At 71.0% G+C, this 20,122-nt stretch carries 19 protein-coding genes; 17 read left to right on the top strand and 2 right to left on the bottom strand.

Annotated features, from left to right (window positions below):
- Window positions 1-175: 175 nt before the first annotated feature.
- The 14 genes from FB471_RS08165 to FB471_RS08100 all read left to right on the top strand — a co-directional run bounded on the left by FB471_RS08165 (window position 176) and on the right by FB471_RS08100 (window position 14,995).
- Window positions 176-676 (top strand): hypothetical protein, encoded by a 501-nt coding sequence (locus tag FB471_RS08165; protein ID WP_246076295.1) that lies wholly within the window; start codon window positions 176-178, stop codon window positions 674-676.
- Window positions 673-1,221, top strand: coding sequence for a hypothetical protein (locus FB471_RS08160; protein ID WP_141996715.1), 549 nt, complete (start codon window positions 673-675; stop codon window positions 1,219-1,221). Before FB471_RS08165 ends, FB471_RS08160 begins: the two co-directional genes overlap by 4 nt.
- A 178-nt stretch (window positions 1,222-1,399) precedes the next feature.
- Window positions 1,400-2,950 (top strand): UDP-N-acetylmuramoyl-L-alanyl-D-glutamate--2,6-diaminopimelate ligase, encoded by a 1,551-nt coding sequence (locus FB471_RS08155; RefSeq protein ID WP_246076690.1) that lies wholly within the window; start codon window positions 1,400-1,402, stop codon window positions 2,948-2,950.
- Window positions 2,947-4,461 (top strand): UDP-N-acetylmuramoyl-tripeptide--D-alanyl-D-alanine ligase, encoded by a 1,515-nt coding sequence (locus tag FB471_RS08150; protein WP_141996714.1) that lies wholly within the window; start codon window positions 2,947-2,949, stop codon window positions 4,459-4,461. Before FB471_RS08155 ends, FB471_RS08150 begins: the two co-directional genes overlap by 4 nt.
- Window positions 4,458-5,543 (top strand): phospho-N-acetylmuramoyl-pentapeptide-transferase, encoded by a 1,086-nt coding sequence (mraY, locus tag FB471_RS08145; protein ID WP_141996713.1) that lies wholly within the window; start codon window positions 4,458-4,460, stop codon window positions 5,541-5,543. Before FB471_RS08150 ends, mraY begins: the two co-directional genes overlap by 4 nt.
- A gap of 4 nt (window positions 5,544-5,547) precedes the next feature.
- The gene (gene murD / locus FB471_RS08140; RefSeq protein ID WP_141996712.1) at window positions 5,548-6,978 is read left to right on the top strand and encodes a UDP-N-acetylmuramoyl-L-alanine--D-glutamate ligase; all 1,431 of its coding nucleotides are present in this window, start codon (window positions 5,548-5,550) and stop codon (window positions 6,976-6,978) included.
- Window positions 6,965-8,437 (top strand): putative lipid II flippase FtsW, encoded by a 1,473-nt coding sequence (ftsW, locus tag FB471_RS08135; protein WP_141996711.1) that lies wholly within the window; start codon window positions 6,965-6,967, stop codon window positions 8,435-8,437. The genes murD and ftsW overlap by 14 nt, the downstream gene beginning before the upstream one ends.
- A 65-nt stretch (window positions 8,438-8,502) precedes the next feature.
- A complete protein-coding gene (murG, locus tag FB471_RS08130; RefSeq protein WP_425457098.1) occupies window positions 8,503-9,582 on the top strand; it encodes an undecaprenyldiphospho-muramoylpentapeptide beta-N-acetylglucosaminyltransferase in 1,080 nt (359 codons plus the stop codon).
- Complete coding sequence (gene murC, locus FB471_RS08125; protein ID WP_141996709.1) at window positions 9,579-10,991, top strand: UDP-N-acetylmuramate--L-alanine ligase; 1,413 nt, start codon at window positions 9,579-9,581, stop codon at window positions 10,989-10,991. Before murG ends, murC begins: the two co-directional genes overlap by 4 nt.
- Window positions 10,992-11,004: 13 nt before the next feature.
- Window positions 11,005-11,826, top strand: coding sequence for a cell division protein FtsQ/DivIB (locus FB471_RS08120; protein WP_141996708.1), 822 nt, complete (start codon window positions 11,005-11,007; stop codon window positions 11,824-11,826).
- Between the two features lie 225 nt (window positions 11,827-12,051).
- Window positions 12,052-12,888: a hypothetical protein gene (locus FB471_RS08115; protein ID WP_141996707.1), complete on the top strand. Its 837-nt coding sequence runs from the start codon at window positions 12,052-12,054 to the stop codon at window positions 12,886-12,888.
- Between the two features lie 445 nt (window positions 12,889-13,333).
- Window positions 13,334-13,855, top strand: coding sequence for a hypothetical protein (locus FB471_RS08110; protein WP_141996706.1), 522 nt, complete (start codon window positions 13,334-13,336; stop codon window positions 13,853-13,855).
- A gap of 29 nt (window positions 13,856-13,884) precedes the next feature.
- On the top strand, window positions 13,885-14,430 hold the full coding sequence (locus tag FB471_RS08105) for a hypothetical protein (RefSeq protein WP_141996705.1): 546 nt from the start codon (window positions 13,885-13,887) through the stop codon (window positions 14,428-14,430).
- A gap of 58 nt (window positions 14,431-14,488) precedes the next feature.
- On the top strand, window positions 14,489-14,995 hold the full coding sequence (locus FB471_RS08100; protein ID WP_141996704.1) for a DinB family protein: 507 nt from the start codon (window positions 14,489-14,491) through the stop codon (window positions 14,993-14,995).
- Window positions 14,996-15,002: 7 nt separating this feature from the next.
- On the opposite strand, the gene FB471_RS08095 is transcribed toward FB471_RS08100, so the two are convergent.
- Together FB471_RS08095 and FB471_RS08090 are read right to left on the bottom strand one after the other, a co-directional pair.
- Entirely contained in the window at window positions 15,003-15,884 is an 882-nt protein-coding gene (locus tag FB471_RS08095) for a pentapeptide repeat-containing protein (protein ID WP_141996703.1), read from the bottom strand.
- Complete coding sequence (locus FB471_RS08090) at window positions 15,874-16,236, bottom strand: hypothetical protein (protein WP_141996702.1); 363 nt, start codon at window positions 16,234-16,236, stop codon at window positions 15,874-15,876. Before FB471_RS08090 ends, FB471_RS08095 begins: the two co-directional genes overlap by 11 nt.
- A 284-nt stretch (window positions 16,237-16,520) precedes the next feature.
- Here FB471_RS08090 and FB471_RS08085 point away from each other — a divergent pair, with 284 nt between their 5' ends.
- The 3 genes from FB471_RS08085 (at window position 16,521) to ftsZ (ending at window position 20,093) form a co-directional block, all read left to right on the top strand.
- Window positions 16,521-17,798 carry an NAD(P)/FAD-dependent oxidoreductase gene (locus FB471_RS08085; RefSeq protein WP_425457097.1) on the top strand — a complete coding sequence of 426 codons (1,278 nt, stop codon included), beginning with the start codon at window positions 16,521-16,523 and terminating at the stop codon, window positions 17,796-17,798.
- Window positions 17,792-18,523, top strand: coding sequence for a DUF1365 domain-containing protein (locus tag FB471_RS08080; protein WP_142001671.1), 732 nt, complete (start codon window positions 17,792-17,794; stop codon window positions 18,521-18,523). Before FB471_RS08085 ends, FB471_RS08080 begins: the two co-directional genes overlap by 7 nt.
- Before the next feature lie 256 nt (window positions 18,524-18,779).
- On the top strand, window positions 18,780-20,093 hold the full coding sequence (ftsZ, locus tag FB471_RS08075; RefSeq protein WP_141996700.1) for a cell division protein FtsZ: 1,314 nt from the start codon (window positions 18,780-18,782) through the stop codon (window positions 20,091-20,093).
- The last annotated feature ends 29 nt before the right edge of the window (window positions 20,094-20,122 follow it).

Below are 20,122 nucleotides of genomic sequence, written 5' to 3'. Positions count from 1 at the left end.
AGGAGTCGAGGGGGTTGGTACTGAAGGCGACGACGGGCGAGCATCGCAGGTCCGGCCCGCGGGCCGGGGAGCGGAGCGCGGAGGAGTCGAGGGGGTTGGTACTGAAGGCGACGACGGGCGAGCATCGCAGGTCCGGCCCGCGGGCCGGGGAGCGGAGCGCGGAGGAGTCGAGGCAGTGAGTTCCGGCCGCCTGCCGAAGGTGCTGGCCGGGCTGGTCGCCGTGGCCGTGCTGGCGGCGGGTTGGTTCGGCTGGGCGTGGTGGAGCGCCGCGCACGACGAGGGCCTTGCCGTGGCGCGCGCCAGGGACACGGTGCGGGCCGCGGTCGTGCACGGCCTGGTCACCCTGAACACGATCGACCACCGGCACGCCGAGCGCGATGTCGAGGAGTGGATCCGGGTCACCACCGGCCGGTTGCACGAGGACCTCTCCGGCGACCGGCAGTTGCAACTGGATCGGGCCGCAGGGACGCGGGCCGTGTCCTCGGCCCGTGTCCTGCGGTCCGCGGTGACCGAGCTCGACCGGGCGGAGGGCACCGCCCGGCTGATCGCCGTGCTGGAGGTGACGGTTCGCACCGAGAAGCAGCCCGACCAACGCCGGCGCAGCAGGCTCATCGCCGAGGCGAAACGGACCGAGGGCGGCTGGAAGGTGAGCACCGTGCAGGCGGCGGGCGCATGAACCCGGCGAAACTCGCGAAACCGGAGTCCCGCGCGAGCCTGCTCGCCGTGCTCGCCGCCGTCCTGGTGCTCGCCACGGGCTGCGCGGTGTGGTTCGCGTTCGAGGCGGCCACGTTGCGCTCCGGTGACCCGGAGACCGGTGATCCGGAGGCCAACGCCGCGCTGGTGGACGTTCCGGCGACCGAGGAGGTCACCGAGCAGGTCGGCGCAGCGGTCAAGGCGATCTTCTCCTACGACTACAACAATTTCGCCCGTACCGAGCGGGCGGCGTCGCGGGTGCTGGTGGGCGAGGCGGTCGAGCAGTACCAGGCCTCGTTCGCCGCCGCCCGGAAGCAGGCCACGGAGCAGCGACTGGTGCGCAGCACCACGATCCGCGCCATCGGCGTCCGCGAGCTGCGTGGTGACCAGGCCCGCGTGCTGGTGTTCCTGGACCAGCAGACCCTGCGTGCGGGCGACAACCGGGAGGATCCCACCACCGCGCACCTGGACATCCTCGCCAAGCACGTGGCGGGCCAGTGGAAGATCGCCACCCTCGCCGCCCTGTGAGCTCCGGCCTGGGCGCGGCTCGGTGGTGGGCGGGAACCGTACAGCATGGGGGATGGCGGGCGGGCGAATACGTTGCACCGGTTGCCATCGGCGGAAGGGCTCGCCGGTAACCTTCCGCCTTGTGTCTGTCAACAGCGATGGGCCCGCCGCGTCCGGGGGACAGGTCCCGGACACCCCGGTGAAGGCCGTGTTCGCGCCGCCACGACCGGACCGGATCGAACCGGTCCCGCTGACCACGCTGGTCGCCCGTGCGGACGCCCGGCTCATTCCGGACGCCCAGGCCACCGCGCCGGTGGAGACGACGGTCACCGGCGCGACCCTGCGTGCCCAGCATGTGCTTCCGGGTGATCTCTTCGCCGCGTTGCCAGGGGCGCGGGCGCACGGCGCGGACTTCGCGGCCGAGGCGATCGCGGCGGGCGCCGCCGCGGTGCTGACCGACGAGGCGGGCGCCGACCGGCCCGCGTTGCGGGACGCCCCGGTTCCGGTGCTCGTGCATCCCGCTCCCCGGGACGTACTCGGCGCGGTCGCGGCATGGATCTACGGGGAACCCTCGTTGCAGCTCAACGTGCTCGGCGTGACGGGGACCTCGGGCAAGACCACCACGGCCTACCTGATCGAGTCCGGGCTGCGGGCCGCCGGACATCGCACCGGGCTGATCGGCACCGTCGAGACCCGGATCGGCGGTGAGCGGCTGAGCAGCGCGTTCACCACCCCGGAGGCGCCGGACCTGCAGGCGCTGTTCGCGGTCATGGTCGAGCAGGGCGTCACCCACGTGCCGATGGAGGTCTCCAGCCACGCGCTCTCCCTCGGCAGGGTGAACGGAACCCGGTTCGCGGTCGGGGCGTTCACCAACCTCTCCCAGGACCACCTGGACTTCCACCGCGACATGGAGGACTACTTCGCCGCCAAGTCCCTGCTGTTCGACGGTCGCTCCACCGCGGAGGTGGTGGTCGTGGACGGTGCGTGGGGCCAGGCGCTGGTCACCCCGCACACCATCACCGTCGCCACCGAGCCGGACGCGCACGCCAACTGGTACGCCACCGAGATGCGGTTCGCGACCGCGGGTAAGCAGGCCTTCGTGCTGCACGGCCCGGAAGGGCCGCGGGTGCCCGCCACCATCCCGCTGCCCGGTGCCTTCAACGTCGCCAACGCGGTGCTCGCCGCGGCCGTGCTGGACGCCGCCGGAGTGCCGATCGAGCACATTGTCGACGGCCTCGCCGCCGTCGAGGTCCCCGGCCGGATGGAGCGGGTCTACCTCGGCCAGCCGTACACCGCCGTGGTCGACTACGCGCACAAGCCGGCCGCGGTCACGCAGGCCCTGCAGGCGTTGCGCGCGGGCACCGAGGGCAGGTTGATCACCGTGCTCGGCTGCGGCGGGGACCGGGACACCGCGAAGCGGCCGATGATGGGCGAGGCCGCCGTGCGCGGCAGTGACCTGGTGATCGTGACCGACGACAACCCGCGCAGCGAGGACCCGGCCGCGATCAGGGCCGCCATGCTCGCCGGGGCCCGCGCGGTCGGCCCCGCCGCCGGTGGCGAGATCATCGAGATCGGCGACCGCAGGGTGGCCATCGTCGAGGCGGTGGACCGGGCCCGTCCGGGGGATGTGGTGCTCATCGCGGGCAAGGGACACGAGACCGGGCAGGAGGTCGGCGGGGTCGTGCACCCGTTTTCCGACCGGGACGAACTGGAGGCCGCCATCCGCGACAGATTGGGAGCCAACGCGTGATCGCGCTGAGTTTGGCCGAGATCGCCGAGATCGTCGGGGGCAGGCTGCACCGTGCCCAGGGCACCGAAACGGTGCGTGCCGGCGTGGAGTTCGACTCCAGGAAGCTCGCCGAGGGCGGGTTGTTCGTCGCGCTGCCGGGGGAAAGGGTGGACGGACATTCCTTCGCGGCGCGGGCGGTCCGTTCGGGTGCGGCCGGGGTGCTGGCCGCCCGCGAGGTGGACGCCCCCTCGGTGCTGGTGCCGCCGCTGGCCGAGGGCGAGGCGCATGCCCGTTCGGTCGCCCTTGCCGGGGACACCGACGGTTCCGGGGCCGCCGTACTCGCCGCGCTCGGCAAGCTGGCCAGGCACGTGGTCACCGAGCTGTCCGCGGGCGAGCTGACGGTGGTCGGCGTGACCGGTTCCTCCGGCAAGACCTCCACCAAGGACCTGATCGCGCAGCTGCTGGAACCGCTCGGCCCGACGGTCGCCCCGCCGGGGTCGTTCAACAACGAGCTCGGGCACCCGTGGACGGCGCTGCGGGCCGATGCGGGCACCCGCCACCTCGTGCTGGAGCTCTCCGCCCGCGGACCGGGACATATCGCCGAGCTGGCCGCCGTCGCCCCGCCCCGGATCGGCGTGGTGCTCAACGTCGGCAGCGCGCATGTCGGCGAGTTCGGCTCGCGCGAGGGCATCGCCAGGACCAAGGGCGAACTGGTGGAAGCCCTTCCTCCCGAGGGACTGGCCGTGCTGAACCTGGACGACCCGCTGGTCGCCGCCATGGCCGACCGGACGAGCGCGCGGGTGGTCGGGGTCGGCGAGCATCCCGCCGCGAGCGTGCGCGCCGCCGAGGTCACCGTGGACGAGCAGGCACGCCCCTCCTTCCGGCTGGTCACCCCGCGGGGTGAGGCCGCGGTGCGCCTGCCCCTGCACGGTGAGCACCAGGTCGGCAACGCGCTCGCCGCGGCCGCGGTCGCGCTGGAGCTGGGCGCGAGCGTGGACGAGGTGGCCGCCCGGTTGGGCGCCGTCCAGCACCGTTCGGAGCGCCGGATGGAGGTCGGCACCAGCCCGGACGGCATCACCGTGCTGAACGACTCCTACAACGCCAACCCCGAGTCCGTGCGCGCCGGGCTGAAAGCGCTCGCCTCGATGAGCCGAGGGAGGCGGGAAGAACAAGCGGACCGGGAGGAACACGGCAGGCGATCTTGGGCGGTCCTCGGTGTGATGGGCGAACTGGGGGCCGATAGCGTGCACGCGCACGACGAGATCGGCCGCCTCGCCGTGCGGCTGAACATCAACAGGCTCGTGGTCGTCGGAGAGGACGCAGCCGCCATGCATCAGGGCGCAAGCCATGAGGGTTCTTGGGGAGAGGAGTCGGTGCTGGTACCGGATGCCGACGCCGCGATCGCGTTGCTGCGCGAGGAACTGCGCGCGGGTGACGTGGTACTGGTGAAGGCGTCCAAGGTCGCGCGCCTGTGGCGGGTGGCGGACGCGGTCCTCGCCGGTGGCGCGGCGGTATCGGGCGGTGCCGCGTGATCAGCATCCTGATCGCCGCCTCGGTCGGCCTCGTCGTCTCGATCCTGTTCACCCCGTACCTGATCCGGCTGTTCTCCCGGCAGGGTTTCGGGCAGGAGATCCGCGAGGAGGGACCGCAGGGCCATCGGTCCAAGCGCGGCACACCGACGATGGGCGGGGTCGCGATCATCATCGCGATGGTCGTCGGCTACTTCGTCGCGCACATCGTGGACTGGCTGCGCGGTTCGACCAACGACGGCCCCACCGCCTCCGGCCTGCTCGTCCTGTTCCTCGCGGTCGCGCTGGGCATCGTCGGTTTCCTCGACGACTTCATCAAGATCCGCAAGCAGCGCAACCTCGGGCTGAACAAGACCGCGAAGACCGTGGGCCAGCTGGTCGTCGGGATCACCTTCGCGGTACTGGTGGTGCAGTTCGCCGACGCGAACGGGCTCACCCCGGCCTCGCAGAACCTGTCCTACGTCCGGGACCTCGCGCTGATCTACTTCCCGCTGCCGGTGTTCGTCATCTTCTGCGTGGTGGTGATCTCGGCCTGGTCCAACGTCGTGAACTTCACCGACGGCCTGGACGGGCTCGCCGGGGGTGCCGCCGCCATGGTGCTGGCCACCTACGTGGTGATCTCCTTCTGGCAGGCGAGGCTGAGCTGCGCGGAGACCCCGCAGGCCGCCTGCTACCAGGTGCGGGACCCGCTGGATCTCGCCGTGGTGGCCGCGGCCGCGGCCGCGGGCTGTGTCGGCTTCCTGTGGTGGAACGCCGCGCCGGCGAAGATATTCATGGGGGACACCGGGTCCCTCGCGCTGGGCGGGCTGGTCGCCGGGCTGGCCATGACCACCCGTACCGAGCTGCTGGCCATCGTGATCGGTGGGCTGTTCGTGGTCGAGGGCATGTCGGTGGTCGCCCAGATCGCGGTCTTCCGCACCACCCGGCGCAGGCTGTTCCGGATGGCGCCGTTCCATCACCACTTCGAGCTGGCCGGCTGGGCGGAGACCACGGTCATCATCCGGTTCTGGCTGCTGGCCGCGATCTGCTGCCTGTTCGGCCTCGGGCTGTTCTACAGCGAGCAGCTCAGCGTCGCGGGAGGCTAGCGGCATGGACCTGTCCGGACGCCGCGTACTGGTCGCCGGTGCCGGGGTGACCGGCAGGTCGGTCGCCGGCGCCCTGTCCTCGATGGGTGCCGAGGTCACGGTGACCGACGGAAACGAGCGGCGGCTCGCCGAGCTGGAACCGCTCGGCGTGCCGCTGGCCGCCGGGCTGGATACCCCGCCGGAGGGCACCTCGCTGGTGGTCACCAGCCCCGGCTGGAAACCCACCGCCCCGCTGCTGGCCGCCGCCGCGGAGGCGGGCATCGAGGTGATCGGCGATGTGGAGCTGGCCTGGCGGATCGGCAACACCCTGCCCCGGCCCCCGGCCTGGCTCGCGGTGACCGGCACCAACGGCAAGACCACCACCGTCGGCATGCTGGCCGACATGCTGCGTGCGGCCGGTGAGGACGCTGTGGCCTGCGGAAACGTCGGGTTCGCCGTGCTGGACGCGGTGCTCGCGGGGCACCGGGTGCTGGCCGTCGAACTGTCCAGCTACCAGCTCTACTGGTCGAACACGCTCGCGCCGCACGCCTCCGTCGTGCTCAACCTCGCCGAGGACCACCTGGACTGGCACGGCTCGCTGGCCGCCTACGCCGAGGCGAAGGGCGCCATCCACCACCGGTCGGGCACCGTGGTGCACAACGTGGCCGAGGCCGCCTCCACCCGGCTGGCCGAGCGGCATGCCTCGCCCGGCGCCACCAGGGTCGGGTTCGGCACGGACGCCCCCCGACCGGGTGAGCTCGGCGTGGTGGAGGACCTGCTGGTCGACCGTGCCTTCGTGACCGATCCCGCGACCACCGCCGTGTCCGCTCCCTCCCACCACCCCACGGAACTGGGCTCGCTCGCCGACATCCGCCCACCCGGCCGGCACAACGTGGCCAACGCGCTGGCCGCCGCGGCGCTGGCCAGGGCCTACGGCGTGCCGCCCTACGCGGTCGGCGGCGGGCTGCGGGCCTACCGACCGGCCGCGCACCGCGCGGTGGAGGTGGCCGAGGTCGGCGGCGTCCGCTACGTGAACGACTCCAAGGCGACCAACCCGCACGCCGCGGCCGGTTCGCTGCGCGCCTATCCCGGCGTGGTGTGGATCGCCGGTGGCCAGCTCAAGGGCGCCTCGGTGGACGAGCTGGTCGCCGAGGTGGCCGACCGGCTCCGCGGGGTGGTGCTACTGGGGGTGGACGCGGACGTGATCGGCGCCGCTCTTGCGCGACACGCGCCGGATGTGCCGGTCCAGCGCCTCCGTCCGGGTGACGATGATCCCATGACGGCGGCGGTGAGCGCGGCGAGCGCGATGGCACATCCCGGTGATGTCGTGCTGCTCGCGCCCGCCGCCGCTTCGCTGGATATGTTCCGCGACTACGCGCAGCGCGGCGAGGCCTTCGCCGCCGCGGTACACGCGCTCGCCGGGCCCGCCGCTGGACGTCGACATGACGGTGGTTGACCGGGACCGCACGGGCCAGGACGGTGCCCGCCCGCGCCGGAGCCGCGAGCGTCCGGCCCGCGGCGTTCCCGCCGCGATCGGCGCGCTCACCGCATGGCTTTCCCGGCCGCTGGCCTCCTTCCACCTGGTACTGGCCGTCTGCGGGCTGCTCGCCACGATCGGCGTGGTGATGGTGCTGTCCGCCTCCTCGGTCGCCTCGTACGACCCGGAGTCCGGGGAGTCGGTGTACGCCCAGTTCCAGAAACATCTGATGTTCCTCGCCCTGGGCCTGCTCGCGTTCTGGATCGCGCTGCGGGTGCCGCTGCGCCGGATCAGGGCACTGTCCTCCACCGCGATGGTGCTCTCGCTCGGCCTGCTCGCGCTGGTCCTCACCCCGCTCGGCACGGACGTCAACGGCTCGCAGGGCTGGTTCATCCTCGGCCCGCTGTCCCTGCAACCGGTGGAGCTGGCCAAGGTCGCGCTCGCCCTGTGGGGGGCGCACATCCTGGTCACCAAGTACAACCTGCTCGGCCAGTGGCGGCACCTGCTGGTCCCGGTGGTGCCAGGGGCGCTGCTGATGTGCGCGCTGGTGATGGCCCAGCCCGACCTCGGCGGCACGCTGCCGCTCGGGGTGATCCTGCTGGCGCTGCTGTGGTTCGCCGGCGCGCCGAAACGCCTGTTCGCCGTGATCCTGTCGGGGGCACTCGGCGGGTTCGTGCTGCTCGCGCTGATCGCCGACTACCGGCTCGACCGGGTGATGACCTTCCTGAACCCCGGCTCCGACCCGCTGGGCAAGGGGTTGCAGGCCAACCAGGCGCTGTATGCCCTCGCCGAGGGCTCGCTGTTCGGCAAGGGCCTCGGCCAGGGCCAGTCGAAGTGGCGCTACCTGCCCAACATCGAGCACGACTTCATCTTCGCGCTGATCGGCGAGGAACTCGGCCTCGTCGGCTGCGCCGCCGTGATCGGCCTGTTCGGCCTGCTCGCCGTGGTGGGGGTGCGGATCGCGGTACGCAACCTGGATCCGTGGATCCGGATCGTGTCGGCGACCCTCACCGCGTCGATCGTCATGCAGGCGGCCATCAACATCGGCTACGTGGTGAGCCTGCTGCCGGTCACCGGCGTCACCCTGCCGCTGATCTCCTACGGCGGCACCTCACTGGTGGTGACGATGGGCCTGTTCGGGCTGCTGGCCAACTGCGCGCGGCACGAACCGGAGGCGGTGGCCGCACTGCGCACCCAGGGGCCGGGTAAATTCGGTCGCCTGATGCGGCTGCCCGCACCGGATCCGTACCGGCCCCCGGCCAAACGCCGGACCGCGAACCGTACCGGCGCCGCCAAGGGCGGGGAGCGGCCCCGCCCGCGTGGCGCGCGGTCGGCGGGCGTGGCGGACCGCAGGCGGGCGGCACCCGAGCACGGTCGGCGCTCCGCGACGCGGGCGGCGCCGGCGCGCGGAACTTCGACACGGAGAGGACGTAGGTGAGCGAGCCGGGAGCTGGGAAGGGTTCCAGCCAGGAGGTCGGGAGCGGGAAGCGGGGCAGACCGACCGTGGTGGTCGCGGGCGGCGGCACCGCGGGGCATATCGAACCCGCGCTGGCACTCGCCGACGCGGTGGTCCGGCTGTGCCCGGACGCCTCCGTGGTGGCGCTCGGCACCAGCCGGGGGCTGGAGACCAGGCTGGTCCCGGAGCGGGGCTACCCGCTGGAACTGATCCCGCCGGTGCCGATGCCGCGCAAGCCGTCGGCGGACCTGCTGCGGTTGCCGCTGAAGGTGCGCGATTCGGTCAAACGCACCAGGGAGGTGCTGGAACGGGTCGGGGCCGATGTGGTGGTCGGTTTCGGTGGATATGTCGCGTTGCCCGCCTACCTCGCCGCTCGCGGCCGGGTGCCGATCGTGGTGCACGAGGCGAACCAGCACGCGGGGTTGGCCAACAAGGTCGGCGCCCGGTTCGCCCGCAGCGTCGCGGTCGCGGTGCCCGGAACCCCGCTACCGGGCGCGCGGGTGGTCGGTATCCCGCTGCGCAGGTCGATCACCACCCTGGATCGCGTCGCGCTGCGTGCCGAGGCGCGCAAATATTTCGGGCTGGACCCGGAGGCGCCGACCCTGCTGGTGTTCGGCGGTTCGCAGGGCGCCCGGTCGATCAACACCGCGGTGTCCGGGGCGGCGCGGGAGTTCGCCGCGGCCGGGGTCGGCGTGCTGCACGCGCACGGCCCGAAGAACACGCTGGTGGTGCAGGAGTTCCCCGGCAAACCCGCCTACCTGCCGGTGCCCTACCTGGAGCGGATGGATCTCGCCTATGCCGCGGCGGACGCGGTGCTGTGCCGGTCCGGGGCGATGACCGTGGCCGAGGTGTCGGCGGTGGGGCTGCCCGCGGTGTTCGTCCCGTTGCCGCACGGCAACGGGGAGCAGGCGTTGAACGCGCGGCCCGCGGTGGACGCGGGCGCCGCGCTGCTGATCGAGGACTCCGCGCTGACCCCGGCCACCGTCGCCGAACGGGTCGTGCCGCTGGTCGCCGACCCGGACCGGGTCGCGAAGATGGGTGCCGCCGCGGTGGGGCTCGGCCACCGGGAGGCCGACGAGGTACTGGCCACGATGGTGCTGGAAGCAGCGGGAGTGGGGATGACATGACCGAGGTTCCCGAGGTACTGCGCCGCGCGCACCTGATCGGCATCGGCGGTGCCGGGATGAGCGGGATCGCCCGCATCCTCCTCGCCAGGGGGGCGCGGGTGTCCGGCTCGGACGCCAAGGACTCCCGCTCGTTCTCCACCCTGCGCGCGCAGGGCGCGGAGATCGCGGTCGGGCAACGGGCGGAGAACCTGGACGCCTTCGAAGGCGGGCCGTCGGTGGTGGTGGTGTCCACCGCGATCAAGGAGACCAACCCGGAACTGGCCGCGGCGAGGCAACGCGGGGTCGCCGTGCTGCACCGGGCCGAGGCGCTGGCGCTGCTGATGGTGGGACACCGGGTGGCGTGCATCGCCGGTACCCACGGCAAGACCTCCACCACCTCGATGCTCACCGTGGCGTTGCAGCACTGCCGGCTCGATCCGTCCTTCGCGATCGGCGGTGACCTCAACGAGTCCGGGGCGAACGCGCACCACGGCGAGGGCGGCATGTTCGTCGCCGAGGCCGACGAGAGCGACGGATCCTTCCTCAGCTACGCGCCCTCGGTGGCGGTGGTGACCAATGTGGAGCCGGACCACCTCGACCACCACGGCACCGTCGAGGCCTATGTGGCGGTGTTCGGCGAGTTCGTCCGGCGGATCGCGCCGGGCGGGGTGCTGATCAGCTATGCCGACGACCCCCCGTCCGCGGAACTGGCGGCCCGTGCCGAGGCGGAGGGGGTCCGGGTGCGCCGGTACGGCCGCACCGTGAGCGGGCCCGAGGACGCGCGCGTACTGAACTACACCCCGGGCCCGGAGGGTGGCACCGTGCGGGTGTCGATCGGCGGCGAGCCGTTCGAGGTCGGCGTGGCGGTGCCGGGGGAGCACATGGCGCTGAACGCGGTCGCCGCGCTGCTGGCCGGGGTCGAGCTCGGCGCGCAGGCGGGATGCCTCGCGGAGGGGCTGGCCGCGTTCGGTGGTGTCCGCAGGCGGTTCGAGTTCAAGGGCCGCGCCGGCGATGTGCGGGTCTACGACGACTACGCGCACCACCCCACCGAGGTCGAGGCCCAGCTGCGCGCCGTGCGGTACGCCGCGGGGGGTGGCCGGGTGGTGGTGGTGTTCCAGCCGCACCTCTACTCGCGCACCAAGGCCTTCGCCGCCGAGTTCGCCGAGGCACTCGGCCTCGCCGACGAGGTGGTGGTGCTGGACGTCTACGGCGCGCGGGAGGAACCCGAGCCCGGGGTCACCGGGGCGCTGGTCGCCGAGCGGATCGTGGACGCCAAGGCACATTACGAACCCGCCTTCGACCGCGCGGCGGCCCTGGCCGCGGGCCTGGTGGGCCCCGGCGACCTGCTGGTCACCATGGGCGCGGGCGATGTCACCCAGCTCGGTCCGGAGATCCTGGTCGCGCTCGACCGGCGGGCAACCCGGGGCTAGGCCGGGAACCGTGATGGCCAAGACCAGGCGGGGCACACCCGGGGAGCGGACGGCGGGTCGCAGGCCGGCCGCCCGCTCGCGGCGGGCACCCGCCGAGTCCCGGGTACGCAGCAGCCGTGGCCGCCGGCCCGCCGAGGCGCGGATGCGCACCGGAACCCAGCCGAGCCGGAGCAAGGCGATGCGGCGGCGCTGGATCGCGGTGCTGTCCGTGCTCACCGTGCTCGGGCTGGCGTACGTGCTGCTGTTCACCTCCCTGCTCGGCGTGCGCTCGGTGGAGGTGCACGGAACCGGCGACCTCACCGCCGAGCAGGTACGGCAGGCCGCGGACGTGCCGCACCACCGGGCGATGCTGCGGCTGGACACCGGCGAGATTCGGGACCGGGTGACCAGGTTGCCCCGTGTCGCCGAGGTCGAGGTGTCCCGGTCCTGGCCGTCCACGATCGAGATCACCGTGACCGAGCGGACCGCGGTCGGGTTCTTCGACACCGGTGCGGAGCTTCGCCTTGTCGACGGCGACGGCGTGGTGTTCCGGACGGTGCCGGAGCCGCCGAGCGGCCTGCCCGAGCTGAAACTGGCCAGGGTCGCCCCGGACGACCCGGTGACCAGGGCGGTGACCGCCGTGCTCGGGCAGTTTCCACCGCCACTGCGGGAGCGGGTGGTCTCGGTGGGGGCGAACACACCGGCGAGCGTGGAGCTGACCCTCGCCGATGGCAAGATTGTCCGCTGGGGCGACGCCGAGCAGCCGGAGCGCAAGGCGAAGGTGCTGGCCGCCCTGATGACCAGGGAAGGCACCACCTACGACGTCTCCAGCCCGGAGTTGCCCACAGTGTCATGATCGACGTTCGGGTTGGTCCGTCTGTGGCATCATGGTTCTCTTGCTGTGAAGTTTATTGACGCTCCCCCCCGGCGAGCGCTGTAGTGTGCCGCCTGCCCGGAACGAGGCACGGGAGTGTTCCTCAGAACGATCCAGCGATCACGACCGCCAAGTCCTTGCGAGTTGTCGTTGCAGGTTTGCCGATCTGAGCAGTCCGTCTTTGAGTAAGATTTAGGGGGAGGGGATTTGAAGAATCGAAATGTCATGAAGCGGGGGCTGTCCGTTGGCGCCGTCGTAGTTGTCACCTGTGGAGTGGTGCCGGCCGCGGCGATCGCGGAACCCGAAGCGGCGTCCTCGGATGATGCGGTTGCATGCGCCGCCGCTCAGAAGAGCCGCGTGTCGACTGTCGAGGATGCACGGTCGTTGCACACTCCGGTGGTCACGTCGGGCACGGTGTTCCGCGAGGGCGGGAAGGAACCGGCCGGGGACGTCCCCGTGCACCTGATGGCTTGGCCGTCGGACGAGATGGCGAACGTGGGAGATGGCGGCCAGTTCCAGCTCACCCCTATTGGCAGGACGACGACCGGCAGCGACGGCGGTTACCAGATGCGGGTGGATCCGAGTGTGCCGTTGGACGGTCTGGCTGGCGAGGGTGGTCTGGTCGAAGTGAGCCTCGACGTCCAGACTCCGGACGGGATGGCGAGCCACGTGGCCAGCATGTCCCCGGACCAGGCTTCCCCTTCGCGTGCGAAGGGGGCCGAGGAGCGTGCCACCAAGGCGACCATGCCGAAGCAACTCGACCTCGAACTGGAACGACCATCCGGAGAAGCCGCTGCGGCACGGTCGAAGGCGGCCGGTCCCAACGACTCCCTGGCGGTGCAAGGGCAGGATCTCGGAGCCAAGTGGACCAACGTGGGTTCGTTGTTCATCGAGGCCACCGGCGTGTGGGGCCAGGTTCATCACACCACGAGCGCCGACAACTCGCTCGGCGCCGGGATCAGCTACGGTAATGGGTACAGCGCGAGCGGTACGGTTTACCGGGAGGCGAGCACTACGGTTGGTTTTGGCAGGCACGGCCGGTAAACTTACCGATTCTTCTATACCCAGCGGCCGTACCACAAGTACAACCGCTACAATAACTGTGGGGCCTGGCTATATAGTAGAGTCGAGGCCATCCCATACGGCGGGAACGCCGGGGGCAAGTCGCGAGATGCGGGTGCTTTCGTGCCACCGAATCAGCCACGGTCCCGCTGCGCGAAGTATGAAGCGAACTACTATCACGATCAGACTCGGACAGAAGCAACTACTTGGTCGGCCGGGGCAAAGCTGGGGTCCACCATTGGGATTGATCTGTCAACGCGAACCGGCTACTCAAACGCGGCGAGGACTCGGTTCGATTTCGTCGTGGACGGTAGGGCGGTGTGCGGAACTACGGGTCACCCGTCCTACCAACGACCCAGCACACTAGTTGTCCAGATGTACTGATATGGGGAGTATAGGTACTCGCGCACTGGTGGTGGCGATCTGCATGGTCGCCACCACCAGTGCGTGTTCCTCGGGTGTACGGGCGGATGGGCCGCTGCGGGTTGGTGGCGATGACGCGGATGAGCCGTTCGCGCGGGATTGTGCGCCCGCGCAACCGGGTAAAACTACCGTGACGATGAACAATGGGCCGATCTTCAACGATGCCGACGAGCGGTTGACGATTTCCGCAGTGTCGATGGTGGAGGCTCGGGAGATGAGTTTGATCGAGGCGGTTTTGGTTCCGGACGAGGGGCCGACTAACGGCGCCAGGTATCCCCAGCCGCCGGAAAAGGCCGGTGCGGGTTGGCCGGATCGGGTACCGGCTGAGGGTGCCGTCCTACAGCCCGGGGATGAGTGGTGGTTCGTCGTCGGCTTGGCTGCCGAGGGCCCCACCCCGTCGGTGCGGCGTTTTCAGGTGGACTACGTCGACGAGTCGGGTCAGCGTTATCGGGCGCGTACCGGAACCTCGATAGCGGTGCGGCCGAAGTGCATTGGGGTGGAAATCGACTGGCCCGAGGGCTGGTGAGCCGACCGGTGCCGATGAGGTCGACGTGTGTGCGCGTGCTGATGGTGGCGATGTGCGTCGTCGCCACCATCGGCGCGTGTGCTTCAAGCGTGAGTACGGATCGGCCGCTGCTGGTGGGTGGGAATGAATCCGACGAGCCGCACTCGAGTGCGTGCTTACCTACGCAGGACGATGCGACCTCGACGGTTGACAATGGGCCGGTTTTTAATGCGTCTGAACATCGGCTGACGGTTACGGACGTGACTCTTGTCGATTCGCTGGATATGCGGATTATTGATACCGTACTGGTTCCGTCGAATGGGGCGGTCAACGGCGTATCATATCCGCCGGATCCGGTACATGCTGGTCCAGGCTGGGGGGAACGGATTCCTGCTGAGGGCGCTGTGCTCGAGGCAGGCGCGGAGTGGTGGCTTGTGGTTGGGGTGGCTGCGGATGGGCCGATGCCGTCGGCGCGGCGGTTTTGGGTGGATTATGTGGATGAGTCGGGTCAGCGATATCGTGCCCGTACGGGCAAGTCGGTGATCATCCGGCCGAAGTGTGTCGGGGCGGACGACAAGTGGCCGGACGGTTGGTGAGCCGACCGGTGTCTTCCATCCCCGCACGCGTGTCATCGTTTCGTGTCAGACTCATGCCATGACCGAGGCACCAGAGCGTCCCGAACCGGCTTTCGACGGGGCGGAGCGGGATCAGCTCAACGACTTCCTGGACCACCAGCGCGCCACCGTGGTGTGGAAGTGTTCAGGGATCACCGACGAGCAGGCCCGCCGGCAGTTCGTCCCCAGTGAGCTCACCACGATCGCCACCCTGCTGGCGCACCTGCGCTGGGTGGAGCACTACTGGTTCGAGGTGGTGCTCGACGGCAGGCCGGATGACTGGGAGGAGGCCCTGCGCGCGGACCAGGACGCGGAGTTCCGGCCCGGCCTGACGGTGCCGGTGCCCACCCTGATCGCGCAGTACGAGCAGCAGTGCGCCACCAGCAGGGAGATCGCCGCGAAGCTCGAGGTCGGCCAGGAGGTCCCGTTCCGGGGCCGCCGGATCAACCTGCGCTGGGTGCTGATCCACATGATCGAGGAGACCGCGCGGCATGCCGGGCACGTGGACCTGCTGCGCGAGCTGACCGACGGGCTGACCGGACAGTGACGGCCTTTCAGCCCTCGTAGACGAACGTGCCCTCGCGGGTCTCCACTGAGGCCTCGCGCACCTCCGCGGCCAGTTCCTCGGGCCAGCGCGTGCTCGCCGTCCAGATCACGCCGGTCAGGTGCGCCCCGACGAGGTTCGCACCGGTCAGGATGGTCCCGGTGAGATTCGCCCTGGTCAGGTCGGCGTTGGGCAGCCGAGCCCGGGACAGGTCCGCATCCACCAGCATGGCCAGGTGCAGGCTCGCGCCGGACAGGTCGGCCTCGGCGATGCCCGCCTTGATCAGGATGGCCCCGGTCAGCCGGGCGTCGAAAAGGTCGGCACCGCCCAGCCGTGCCCCGGACAGTTCGGCGTCGATCAGATGCGCACCGGACAGCGTGGCTCCGGTGAGGTCCGCACTGGTCAGGCTCGCCCTCGGCAGGTAGGCGCCGGTCAGGTCCGCCGCGGTGAGATCCGCGTGGCTGAGATCCGCCCCGTGCAGGCTCGCTCTGGTCAGGTCGGCTTCGTGCAGGCGCACCCCGGCCAGCTTGGCCTTGCGCAGGTAGGCGCCGGCCAACTCGGCTCCGGTGAGGTCTCTTCCGGCGAGGTCCTCCCGCGCGGCCACCGCACGCAGCACCTCGGCCCCGGACATCGGCCGCGCGGTCCCCAACAGCCCTGCTGCCATCCGGGTGTGGACTCGCAGGTGCGGGACCAGCGGTGTACTGGGCCGGGCGGGCTCACCCGCCTCAGCGGTCCCCGGGTCTCCCCTCGCGGTGAACGCCCTGCTCGTCCTGGACAGCGCGGCCAGCAGGGCCCGCGGCCCGGTTGCCGGGGACGCACCGGCGGCGCCGAACGCCGGGGAGCGCCGGGACAGGGCCAGCACCAGGCGGCCGGCAGCCGAGTCAGCCCTCATTCGCCTTGTCTCCCGCCGTCCCCGCCGTCGGTCCGACCGGTTCCGGCTCCGCGGCCGGTTCGCCGGCGAGCGGCACCTGCCGCGCCACTTGTTCGATGATAAGCGGTGCGGCCACCCCCACGGCTACCGCGCCGAGCGCCCCGCTGATGTGCCCGGTGGCACCGATCGCCACGGCCAGCCCGGCGCCGACGGCCAGCCGGATGATCACCGAAACGGCGAGCGGCAGCGGACCGGGTTCGTTCGGCTGCCGCCAAGGCCAGCCGCCGGTGCGCCGGATGGCGCCCGCGAACTCGAGTCCCTCCACGGCGAAACCACCGAACAAGCCCCACACCGCGCATTCCAGGCCCGTCATGGCCACCTACCGTAGCTGTTCGCGGACCGCCGTTCGGCGGCTTCGCCCGGGGACGGCGCTCCGCACCGGCCGTGTCACCCGTTTGCCGGCGGCGGGTGCGGACGTTGTCACCGAGCGCACGGGTGACACGGCATTCGGCAGACTTTCCGCCGCAGCGCGTCATTCCGCGGACCCGGATGATGGATGACGTGCGGAGCTCGGAATCGGGATGGTCACGGGACACGCGATGTGCGCGTGGTCACAGTTCCGCCCCCGCCGGCGATCCGGCTGCCGCGCGGCACCGAATATCGAGTGTGCACACCAATCCGGAGCGGGTCGCCGTCATCGGCGGTGGGATAGCCGGCCTGACCGCGGCCTACCTGCTCCAACGGCGTTACGAGGTCCTGCTGTTCGAGGCGGACGATCGGCTGGGCGGGCACGCGCATACCCACGATGTGCCCAGTGCCCGCGGCGGCACCATCGGGGTGGACTCCGGTTTCATCGTGCACAACGACCGCACCTATCCCTTCCTGCTGCGGTTGTTCGGCGAGCTCGGCGTGCAGACCCAGGAAACCGAGATGTCGATGAGCATCGGGTGTCGCGGTTGCGCCCTGCGATACGCGGGTGGCCGGGGCCTGCGCGGGCTGTTCCCGCGGTCGAGCAACCTGCGCAGCCCCGCCTACCTGCGGATGCTCGGTCAGGTGAAGCGGTTCCACCGGCAGGCGCGGCGGCTGCTGGACGAGCCGGCCGCGGAGCGGACGACCATCGGTGACTTCCTCGCCGACGGCGGCTACACGGACTACTTCGCCGATCACTTCATGCTCCCCCTGGTGTCCACTGTATGGTCCGCCGATCGGAGCAACACGTTGCGCTATCCGGCTCGCTACCTGTTCGAGTTCCTCGACAACCACGGCATGCTCGCGGTCTCCGGCTCGCCGTGCTGGCGCACCGTCATCGGCGGCTCGCGGCAGTACGTGGACCGCGCCGTGAAGCAGCTCACCGCCGTGCACCTTTCCACCCCGGTGCGAGAGGTGCGGCGCACGGCCGAGGGGGTGCGGGTCCGGGACGACGCGGACGCGGTGCGCACGGTGGATCGCGTGGTCATCGCCACCCACCCGGATCAGGCACTGCGGATGCTGCCCGCACCGAGTGCGGCCGAGCGCGAGGTGCTCGGCGCGTTCCGGTACTCGCGCAACGAGGTCTGGTTGCACACCGACGCGAGTGCGTTGCCGGGGGCGGCGGACGGGCGGGCTTCGTGGAACTACACCGCGGCCGGGTGCGGCGCCGACGACGGTCGCGTTCAGGTCAGCTACGACATGAACCGGTTGATGTGCCTGGACGAGCCGATCGACTATGTGGTGTCCCTCAATCCGGTCACGCCACCGCCGGCCGAGGCGATACTGGCGAGGATGGTCTACGAGCATCCGGTCTACACGCCCGAGTCGGTGGCCGCGCAACACCGGCTGCCCGAACTGAACGACGGGGTCGTGGCTTACGCGGGGGCGTATCACGGCTGGGGTTTTCACGAGGACGGCTGCGCCGCCGGGGTGCGGGCCGCCGCAGCGCTCGGAGTGCACTGGTGACCGTGCCGTGCGTCTACGAGACCACCGTGGGTCATGTGCGTGCGGTGGACCCGCCGAGCACCTTCGCCAGCCGGATGTACCTGTGGCTGGTGGACCTGGACGACCTGCCCCGGCTGCCGCTGCCGCTGCGGCCGCTCGCCTCCTTCGACCCGCGGGACCACTTCGCCGCGGAGGATCCGCGCGGCATCCGGGAGAAGCTGGACGCCTGGTTGGCCACCCGCGGGGTCGACCTGTGCGGTGGTCGGGTGTTGATGCTGGGGCAGGCGCGGACGTTCGGCTACACCTTCAACCCGATCACCCTGTACTGGTGCCACCTGCCGGGCGGCGAGCCGCACTGCGTGGTCGCCGAGGTGCACAACACCTACGGCGGGCGGCACGCCTACCTGCTGTGGCCGGACTCCACGGACAGCGCCGAGGTGGGCAAGGAGTTCGCCGTCTCCCCCTTCCTCGGCCCCGATCTGGAGTACCGGACGCACCTTCCGCGCCCCGACTCGCTGCTCAGCACCACCGTGCGGGTATGCCACGAACGGGGGGCGGCGCTCACGGTCACCGTGCGGGGGGTGCGGCGCGCCCCGCATGCTCGCTTCCTGATGCGTACCCTGCTGAGCAGGCCGCTGGAGCCGCTTCGGGTGGCCTGGCTGATCCGGTGGCACGGCTTCGGCCTGCTGCGCAGGGGAGCACCCCGGTTCCACCCCGGCGAGCCGCTCGGTGAGCTGAACGCGTGATCGCAGCCACCGTCCGGAAAGGATCACCGGAGCGGGTGGAAACGCCTTGCGCGGAAAGACGTTTGGTGACACGCGGCGTGGCTGCTGGATTAAGGCGTTTTTGATGCCTACCGTCCTGCACGAACGTTGGTAGTTGACATAACTCTAAGCCTCGAGTTGAGGTTGAGGGTTTGTCGGGGAGACTCAGCTCGCCGATCCGGTGACCGCCAACGAGCAGCATGAGCAACCACGATCAGGAAGCAGGAAGGCGGATCCGATGACGCCCCCGCACAACTACCTCGCGGTGATCAAGGTCGTCGGCATCGGCGGCGGCGGCGTGAACGCCGTGAATCGCATGATCGAGGTCGGCCTCAAGGGCGTCGAGTTCATCGCGGTGAACACCGACGCACAGGCCCTGCTGATGTCCGATGCCGATGTCAAGCTGGACATCGGCCGCGAGCTCACCCGCGGCCTCGGCGCCGGCGCGGCCCCCGAGGTGGGGCAACGGGCCGCGGAGGACCACCGCGAGGAGATCGAAGAGGTGCTCAAGGGCGCCGACATGGTGTTCGTCACCGCCGGCGAGGGCGGCGGCACGGGGACCGGCGGCGCGCCGGTCGTCGCGCAGATCGCCCGCAAACTCGGCGCGCTCACCATCGGCGTGGTGACCCGGCCGTTCTCCTTCGAAGGCAAGCGGCGCGGGAAGCAGGCCGAGGACGGCATCCAGCAGTTGCGCAACGAGTGCGACACCCTGATCGTCATCCCGAACGACCGGCTGCTGCAGCTCGGGGACATCGGGGTCAGCCTGATGGACGCGTTCCGCTCGGCCGACGAGGTGCTGCTCTCCGGTGTGCAGGGCATCACCGACCTGATCACCACGCCCGGCCTGATCAACCTGGACTTCGCCGATGTGAAGAGCGTGATGTCCGGCGCGGGCAGCGCGCTGATGGGTATCGGCTCGGCGCGCGGGGAGGGCCGGGCCGTGCAGGCCGCGGAGAAGGCCATCAACTCGCCGCTGCTCGAGGCGTCGATGGACGGGGCGCATGGCGCGCTGCTGTCCATCGCGGGCGGGTCCGACCTGGGACTTTTCGAGATCAACGAGGCCGCCTCGCTGGTGCAGGAGTCCGCGCACCCGGAGGCGAACATCATTTTCGGCACGATCATCGACGACTCGCTCGGCGACGAGGTCCGGGTGACGGTGATCGCGGCCGGTTTCGACGCGGGCGCACCCACGCACAAGAAGCTGGACCCGTCCGCGTTCGGCTCCCGCCAGTCCTCCACGGCCACGGCCGAGGCGGGTCAGGTCGGCGGCAACACGGCGGCGTCGACGGGGCAGCAGAACGGTGCCCAGCCGGCCCCGCAGGCAGGTAACGGGTACCCGGCGGCGGGCGGCCAGCCCGGCCAGCAGCCGGTACCGCCCGCCGGGCACAGCTCCCAGTCCGGTTCGCTCCCGCAGCCGGGCGGCGGTCGCGGTGGCTACCCCGCCCCCCGCGACGGCCAGGGCGGCCAGGGCGGGCTGCCGGGGCGTGCCGTTCCGGTCACCGACGACCCCTCCGACGACGAGGTCGACGTCCCTCCGTTCATGCGGCGATAGCACGCCGGTTCGATAGGGTCGGTGCCGAC

Source organism: Amycolatopsis cihanbeyliensis, from assembly GCF_006715045.1.
GTDB lineage: Bacteria > Actinomycetota > Actinomycetes > Mycobacteriales > Pseudonocardiaceae > Amycolatopsis > Amycolatopsis cihanbeyliensis.
Note: the sequence above shows the minus strand (reverse complement) of the source record. Positions and strands in the feature narration are given on the sequence as shown.

What these genes read in the sequence shown, in the direction of transcription:
- FB471_RS08160 (WP_141996715.1), top strand. Translation starts at nt 673, where the DNA reads ATGAACCCGGCGAAACTCGCGAAACCGGAGTCCCGCGCGAGCCTGCTC.
- FB471_RS08100 (WP_141996704.1), top strand. Translation starts at nt 14,489, where the DNA reads ATGACCGAGGCACCAGAGCGTCCCGAACCGGCTTTCGACGGGGCGGAG.
- murD (WP_141996712.1), top strand. Translation starts at nt 5,548, where the DNA reads ATGGACCTGTCCGGACGCCGCGTACTGGTCGCCGGTGCCGGGGTGACC.
- FB471_RS08095 (WP_141996703.1), bottom strand. Translation starts at nt 15,884, where the DNA reads ATGAGGGCTGACTCGGCTGCCGGCCGCCTGGTGCTGGCCCTGTCCCGG.
- FB471_RS08120 (WP_141996708.1), top strand. Translation starts at nt 11,005, where the DNA reads ATGGCCAAGACCAGGCGGGGCACACCCGGGGAGCGGACGGCGGGTCGC.
- murC (WP_141996709.1), top strand. Translation starts at nt 9,579, where the DNA reads ATGACCGAGGTTCCCGAGGTACTGCGCCGCGCGCACCTGATCGGCATC.
- ftsW (WP_141996711.1), top strand. Translation starts at nt 6,965, where the DNA reads ATGACGGTGGTTGACCGGGACCGCACGGGCCAGGACGGTGCCCGCCCG.
- FB471_RS08090 (WP_141996702.1), bottom strand. Translation starts at nt 16,236, where the DNA reads ATGACGGGCCTGGAATGCGCGGTGTGGGGCTTGTTCGGTGGTTTCGCC.
- FB471_RS08110 (WP_141996706.1), top strand. Translation starts at nt 13,334, where the DNA reads ATGGTCGCCACCACCAGTGCGTGTTCCTCGGGTGTACGGGCGGATGGG.
- ftsZ (WP_141996700.1), top strand. Translation starts at nt 18,780, where the DNA reads ATGACGCCCCCGCACAACTACCTCGCGGTGATCAAGGTCGTCGGCATC.